Below are 6365 nucleotides of genomic sequence, written 5' to 3' on the forward strand. Positions count from 1 at the left end.
ATTTCAGCGCACCTCGATGTCGCACTGGAGCGCATAACCAAAGCCGCGCAAAGTCACGATGGTGTTTTCTATGGCGCTGCAATGGCTCAGTTTTTTGCGCAAGGCGCTAATGCGCATCTCCAGACTGGCCTGTGTCAGGCCTTTTTCTTTGCTATCGACCAATTGCATCGCCTGCCAGCGCTCTAGTTTGTGGCCCGCAGCGCGGCAAAAGGCGACCAGTAATTGACTCTCGCCCCGCGTCAATGCGGCTTCACCCTCGGGGCCTGACAGGGTTGATGACTGGCTGTGGAGCGCCAAAACTGTTTTGGACTGTGCAGGGTTGGATTTCAAGCGGAAGGCCAAGCTGTGGATACAGGCCAACAGCTCTGCTTGTTCTACCGGCTTGATCAGGTAGTTGTCGGCACCGCAGTCATAACCGTTCAAACGGTCGCGCAACTGCCCGCGCGCCGTCATCAACACAATGCCGGCCAAGGGCTGGCTTTTGCGAATGCGCTGGGTCAGGGTAAAGCCGTTTTCACCCGGCAAATTGACATCGACCAAGTACAGGTCAGGCACATCGCGCATGGGGGTTTCGTCCACTTCTTCGGCGCTGGCCACGCCGGTGGTGTGGTGGCCGTTGTCATTTAAAAACTCCAACGTAGCTTCACGCAAGCTGTCGTTGTCTTCAATGACCAGAATGTGCAGTGGTGGTGGATGCATAGTGCAAGCGATAGTAGCGAGCGCCAATACGCCAAGCCAAATTAAACCAAAGAGCACTCACTGCGTGAGAGGTAACGGCAGAGACACCGGCAGCGGCAAAGTCAGCACAAAGCGCACCACTGTGGCATCGGGCTGGTAGGCAATTTTCCCGCCCAAAGCCTGCGCCAAATTTTTGACCAAGTACAAACCCAGACCGGTGCCAGATTGGCGCTGCGCCTGGGGTGAGCGGTAGTATTTGTCAAACACATGGTGCGCGTCGGGCCAGCCTGCACGGCCTGGCAGGTTGCTCAGTTCCAACCGCACCATCGGCTTTGCGTGCGGCGCATCGCCTCTCTCGATGACCGAGCACTGCAACTCAATCGGCGTTTCGGCGGCCGAGTATTTGCAGGCGTTCTCCAGCAGGTTGCTCAGTACCAAGAACAGCAGTTGCGGATCGGTCTGCAGCGGCACAGACGCCAGCGGCTGCCAACGCACTTGCGCCGGTTGCGGGCAGGACGAGACGGCGTCTTGCACGATGCCCGCCAAGTCACACATTTGCAGGTGCGGGGCCAATTGGCCGTCGCCCAGTTGCAAGGTTTGCAGGCAACGCTCAATCACCCCATCCATATCGCGCATGGCTTTGCGCATGGCGATGCCACCTTTTGCGGTGCTGTCGAGGCGCAGGTGCATGGTGGCCAGTGGGGTTTTGATCTCGTGGGCCAGCATGGCCATCAGCTTTTCTTGCTCTTCGCGCATATGGCGTTCGTGGGCCATTTGCAAGGTGGTTTTTTCTAGCGACAACAGCGCTTGTTGTCGCTGCTGTCCCCCTATAAACGCACGGTATTGCAGCATCAGCATCAGCAGCACGCTGCTGACCAAAGTTTGCAGTTGGCTGATGTAGAGGGTCCATTCGGTCGGCGGCAACCACCCCAGCCCGGTGGTGGCGGCAATCACCATGATGATCAGAAATGCCACATAAAACATCACCAGCATGCGCCGCGATAGTGCAGGAGCCGTAGCACTGTCGGCCCCTGCCCAAGCGCGCCCCGTGGCAGCGCACACCAAGCACACCGGGGGTGCCAGCAAAATGCTCAAAAGGTTGTTTTGCAAAGCCCACATCACATGGCCCAGCGCCAGTAATACCAGGTTCAATCCTGCGAGCGCCATCATGCTCAGCAACAGCCCCATGGCCCAGCGCGGCGGCTGAAACTCGCGCAGAAAGCGCCAGTGAAACAGCAAGCCACCCAACACCACCACCACGGAAAACACACTGCCCAGCAGATTGAGGCTCTGCGCGCTCCAGGCCAAAGGCCAAAACACCCGCAAGATGCCCGAGGTGCTCAGGCCAAACAAGCCCGCCGTCAGCTGCATCAGCGCAAAAGCGCCCATGACGCCAGTCACGCCTTCGCGGAGCAACAGGCTGTTGGTGACCCCCCACCCCATTAGCAACACCACCACCCCGATATACAGGCTGACGAGCAGGTTTTGCCGCAAAGTCAATGTGTCCAACTCGCTGTGGTCCACGGCGGCGACGTGGATTTGGCGCGTGCTGGTCGAGGTTAAGCGCAGCCAAATATCGCGCGGCGCATCGCCCCGGGCAATCGGCATCAAAAAATCGGCCCCTTGCATCACATCCAGTCGGGGGTGGTACCGATCACCCACGGCACCCACCCGCCCGCCCGGCACCAGCGGGTCAAACACCACCACCTCATCAATGTAGGCCGGTCGGATGCGCAGCACCAACCCATCGGGCGCGGTGGTGGGCGCACGGTCTGCGCGCGGGTCAATGCGCAGGCGCAGCCACACCACGCCCGTGCCGTAACCCCGGCTCAGGGTTTCATCAAACGGTTGCGTGGGTTGTTGCTGCACATCGGGTCATTGCAGCTGTCCGGTGGCGTCTTCGAGCCAACTGCGCTCGGTGATGTGGTCGCGGGCGTGGGCTGCTGGCAGTGCGCACAGGCAGCACCACAGCAAGGCCCATGCCCAACAGGGCCAGTGCAGCAAGGAGCGAAATGGGGAGGGGAAAAACACAGTGGGCGCTGTCATGCGGGCCATTCTAGGGAGCGGGGCCTTTTTTGAAGGCGTGCACGGCTAGTTTTTGATGAAATCAGCCTCTAGACCTTGCAAATCAAGCGCTAGTAGCTACAAAATTGCTAGCGTTTCTGCCCCAAACCCCACAATGTTGCGGCTCGCTTTGCTGAACTCTACGCCCACCAGGTGAATCGGCTGGTTCAAGGCGCGGTACTTGTCGGCGTAACCCTTGTCTTTGAGCTGCTGCAGCGCACTGCCGCTGGGGTTGGTCTCCACCACCTTGAACTCGAACAAGAACACTTGGCCGGCAAACAACACCGTCATGTCGATACGGCCCACGTTGGTGGGGTCTTCCAAGCGAATCTCGACCCCTACGGCGGCAAAGTAGCTGTAAAAAATGCTGGCGTAGTAACCCTCGTAGCCGGCCATTTCGTTTTTGCGATACCAGTCGTTGGCGATGCTGGCGTAAAACGCATGGAACAAAGTTTTAAGACCGGCAAAGTCTTGCGCGCGCAGCAAATCGTACAACTGGGTGATTTGTGGCCCCGGCAGGCTCAGGCTGCCCGTCAGGCTTTGCAGCAAGCTGGTGTTCAGGGCCGATTGCACTTCCAAATTGGGGTATTTGAGGGTCAGCTGCATTCGCCCCGGCATCTCGCGCACCGTATCTACCGTCAAATAGCCGGCTTGGAACATCAATGCTTCCGTCGGAATGTTGTCCACATCAAAGGTGGACAGCAGCGTATCCGAGGCCACGATGCGGCTGAGGTCGGGCGTAAACACTTGGCGCTGTTGCAGCAGCTTGATTAAAAAGGTGGGCGTGCCGGTCTCAAACCAGTGCGGGCGGATTTTGCGGGTGTCAAACAACAGCAGCAAGCCAAACGGGTTGTAGACCGAGGTGCCCAGCCAGTTGTAGCCGTTGTACCAGTCGCGTATCAGCTCCCGGTCTAGCCCCGGCAACTCGGGGGCAAACACCGTGTCCACGTCGGCATCGGTGTAGCCGCAAATAGCGCTGTAGCGCTCGTCCAGCGTGATGTCTTTGAGGTTGTTCAGCCCTGAGAACAAACTGACCTTGCTGAATTTAGAGACCCCGGTCAAGAAAGCAAAGCGTATGTGGGCGTCGCTGTCTTTGATGACGCTGTAAAAGTCTTTCAACCCTTCGCGCACTTCCAAAGCCACCTCGGTTTTGTCGATATTGTCCAAAATGGGTTTGTCGTACTCATCGACCAGCACCACCACGCGTTGGCCGGTGTGGGCTGCAATGCGCTCTATCAAATGGAGGAAACGGCTGCGCAAGTCAACAAATGCAGCGGGCAGCTCCCAGCGTGCCTCATGGTGGCTCAGTTGTTGGTGCAGCACTTGGTCCAGCGATTGGCGTGCGGCAATCACACCCGCCCCAAAGCTGATGCGAATCACCGGAAACTTCGTGCCCCAGTCCCACAGCGGCTCCGCCGCCAGCCCAGTAAACAGCGTCCGGTTGCCTTCAAACAGCTCCTTCAACGTATCCAAAAACAGGCTTTTGCCAAAGCGCCGGGGGCGGCTTAAAAAGTAGGCCTTGCCGGTTTGTACCAAGTCCACCGCCATGCCCGTCTTGTCCACGTAGTAGCAATTGTCCTCACGGATTTCGCTAAAGGTTTGGATGCCAATCGGCAGCTTTTTGCGTGCCAGTGCGGCTGGTTGGGGGGCGATGGGGGTCATGCGGGCATTCTAGGAGCGTGCCCTCCACACACGTGCGTTCACGCTGGGCCGGGGCGTGCAAATAATGGTCAAAACGGCCTCTAGCCGTTTAAACACGTGCGCTAGCAGCTACAAAATTGCTAGCGTTTCTGCCCCAAACCCGACAATGTTACGGCTCGCTTTGCTGAACTCCACGCCCACCAGGTGAATTGGCTGGTTCAAAGCGCGGTACTTGTCGGCGTAACCCTTGTCTTTGATTTGCTGCAACGCACTGCCGTTGGAGTTCGCCTCCACCACCTTGAACTCGAACACAAACACCTGAGCAGCAAACAGCACCGCCATGTCAATGCGGCCTTTGTTGGTGCTGTCTTCCAGCCGAATGTCTAGGCCCAGCGCGGCAAAGTAGCTGTAGAACACGCTGGCATAAAACCCCTCGTACTGGTCAATCGGGTTGCGGGCGTACCACTGGTGCGGAATGCTGGCAAAAAAAGCCTCAAACAGCGCCTTGAGGCCCGGCAGGTTGCCCGCCTTGAGCAGGTCAATCAGCCGCAGGCGCACCTCAAACGACGTGCGCTCGGGCGCGCCCAGGCCGCCCAGCAAGGCCGCGTTCAAGCTGGCCTCTACCTCCCGGTTGGGGTAGCCCAGCGTGTACACCCATTGGCCTGGAATGGGCTGGGTGCGCTCTAGCACCGTTAAATACCCGGCCTGAAACAGCAACGCCTCGGGCTCGATGCAGTCCACATCAAATGCCGACAACAGCGCCATGCTGCTTTGCAGCCGTGCCAAGTCGGGGGTAAAAAACTGCCGTTCGGCCAGCAGCTTGACCAAAAACGTGGGTGTGCCGGTTTCAAACCAATAGGGCCGAAACTCGCGGCTGCGAAACAGCAGCAGCACATCAAACGGGTTGTAAACCGACGTGCCCAGCCAGTTGTAGCCGTTGTACCAATCGCGAATTTGCTGGCGGTCAAGGCCGGGCAGCTCGGGCGCAAACACCGTGTCTACGTCGGCATCGGTGTAGCCGCACAGGGCGCTGTAGCGCTCGTCCAGTGTGATGTCGGTCAGGTTGTTTAGGCCCGAGAACAGGCTGACCTTGCTGAACTTGCTCACCCCCGTGAGGAAGGCAAAGCGGATGTGCGCATCGCTGTCTTTGATGACGCTGTACAGGTCTTTGAGCCCCTCGCGCACCTCCAAGGCCACGGCGCGGTGGTCGATGTTGTCCAGAATCGGTTTGTCGTACTCATCGACCAGCACCACCACACGCTGGCCGGTGTGGGCATGCAGGCGCTCAATCAGGTCCAAAAACCGGCTGCGCGCATCGGGAAACGCCGCCGGCAGCGCCCAGCGGGTTTCGTGGTGGCTCAGTTGCTGGTGCAGCACTTGGTCCAACCCGTGGCGCGAGGCGATGACGCCCGCGCCAAAGCTGATGCGAATCACCGGGTGCTGGGTGCCCCAGTCCCACAGCGGCTCGGCGGCCAGCCCGGTAAACAGCGCCCGGTTGCCCTCAAACAGCTCCTTCAACGTATCCAAAAACAGGCTTTTGCCAAAGCGCCGGGGGCGGCTGAGAAAGTAGGCCTTGCCGGTTTGCACCAAGTCCACCGCCATGCCGGTCTTGTCCACGTAGTAGCAGTCGTCTTCGCGGATTTCGCGGAAAGTTTGGATGCCAATCGGCAGCTTTTTACGTGCCAATGCGGCTGGCTGGGGGGCGGTGGGGGTCATGCGGGCATTCTAGGAGTGTGCTGGTCAAGTTTTTTCGGACACAACGATAGGTTGTTTGATTGCCGATTGCTGCTCGAAGGCATTGGGTGGCAAGTTGCCCAGTTTGGAGTGCAGCCGCACGCTGTTGTAGAAACCTATGATGCAGTCGGCGATGTCCATCATGGCCTCGGCGTGGTTGGCGTAGTCGCGCTGCCAGACCCGCTCCGTCTTGAGGCTCAGGAAGAAGCGCTCCATCACCGCGTTGTCCCAGCAGTTGCCCTTACGGC

Annotated in this window: 6 protein-coding genes; all 6 read right to left on the reverse strand. The window is 58.9% G+C overall.

Annotated features, from left to right (window positions below):
• Nucleotides 1-3: 3 nt before the first annotated feature.
• The gene (locus Q390_RS0103830) at nucleotides 4-699 is read right to left on the reverse strand and encodes a response regulator transcription factor (RefSeq protein ID WP_037472047.1); all 696 of its coding nucleotides are present in this window, start codon (nucleotides 697-699) and stop codon (nucleotides 4-6) included.
• A gap of 57 nt (nucleotides 700-756) precedes the next feature.
• Nucleotides 757-2547: a sensor histidine kinase gene (locus Q390_RS0103835; RefSeq protein WP_027994885.1), complete on the reverse strand. Its 1791-nt coding sequence runs from the start codon at nucleotides 2545-2547 to the stop codon at nucleotides 757-759.
• A gap of 6 nt (nucleotides 2548-2553) precedes the next feature.
• On the reverse strand, nucleotides 2554-2724 hold the full coding sequence (locus Q390_RS19855; RefSeq protein WP_156949817.1) for a hypothetical protein: 171 nt from the start codon (nucleotides 2722-2724) through the stop codon (nucleotides 2554-2556).
• Between the two features lie 96 nt (nucleotides 2725-2820).
• A complete protein-coding gene (locus tag Q390_RS0103845) occupies nucleotides 2821-4404 on the reverse strand; it encodes an ATP-binding protein (RefSeq protein ID WP_211250408.1) in 1584 nt (527 codons plus the stop codon).
• Nucleotides 4405-4512: 108 nt separating this feature from the next.
• Nucleotides 4513-6099 (reverse strand): ATP-binding protein, encoded by a 1587-nt coding sequence (locus Q390_RS0103850; protein ID WP_211250409.1) that lies wholly within the window; start codon nucleotides 6097-6099, stop codon nucleotides 4513-4515.
• A 24-nt stretch (nucleotides 6100-6123) separates the two neighbouring features.
• The coding region (locus Q390_RS0103855) for an integrase core domain-containing protein (RefSeq protein WP_027994888.1) at nucleotides 6124-6365 on the reverse strand (242 nt) is incomplete at its 5' end.

Origin of the sequence: Simplicispira psychrophila DSM 11588 (assembly GCF_000688255.1) — a bacterium.
Lineage (GTDB): Bacteria > Pseudomonadota > Gammaproteobacteria > Burkholderiales > Burkholderiaceae_C > Simplicispira > Simplicispira psychrophila.

What these genes read in the sequence shown, in the direction of transcription:
- Q390_RS0103830 (WP_037472047.1), bottom strand. Translation starts at nt 699, where the DNA reads ATGCATCCACCACCACTGCACATTCTGGTCATTGAAGACAACGACAGC.
- Q390_RS19855 (WP_156949817.1), bottom strand. Translation starts at nt 2,724, where the DNA reads ATGACAGCGCCCACTGTGTTTTTCCCCTCCCCATTTCGCTCCTTGCTG.
- Q390_RS0103845 (WP_211250408.1), bottom strand. Translation starts at nt 4,404, where the DNA reads ATGACCCCCATCGCCCCCCAACCAGCCGCACTGGCACGCAAAAAGCTG.
- Q390_RS0103850 (WP_211250409.1), bottom strand. Translation starts at nt 6,099, where the DNA reads ATGACCCCCACCGCCCCCCAGCCAGCCGCATTGGCACGTAAAAAGCTG.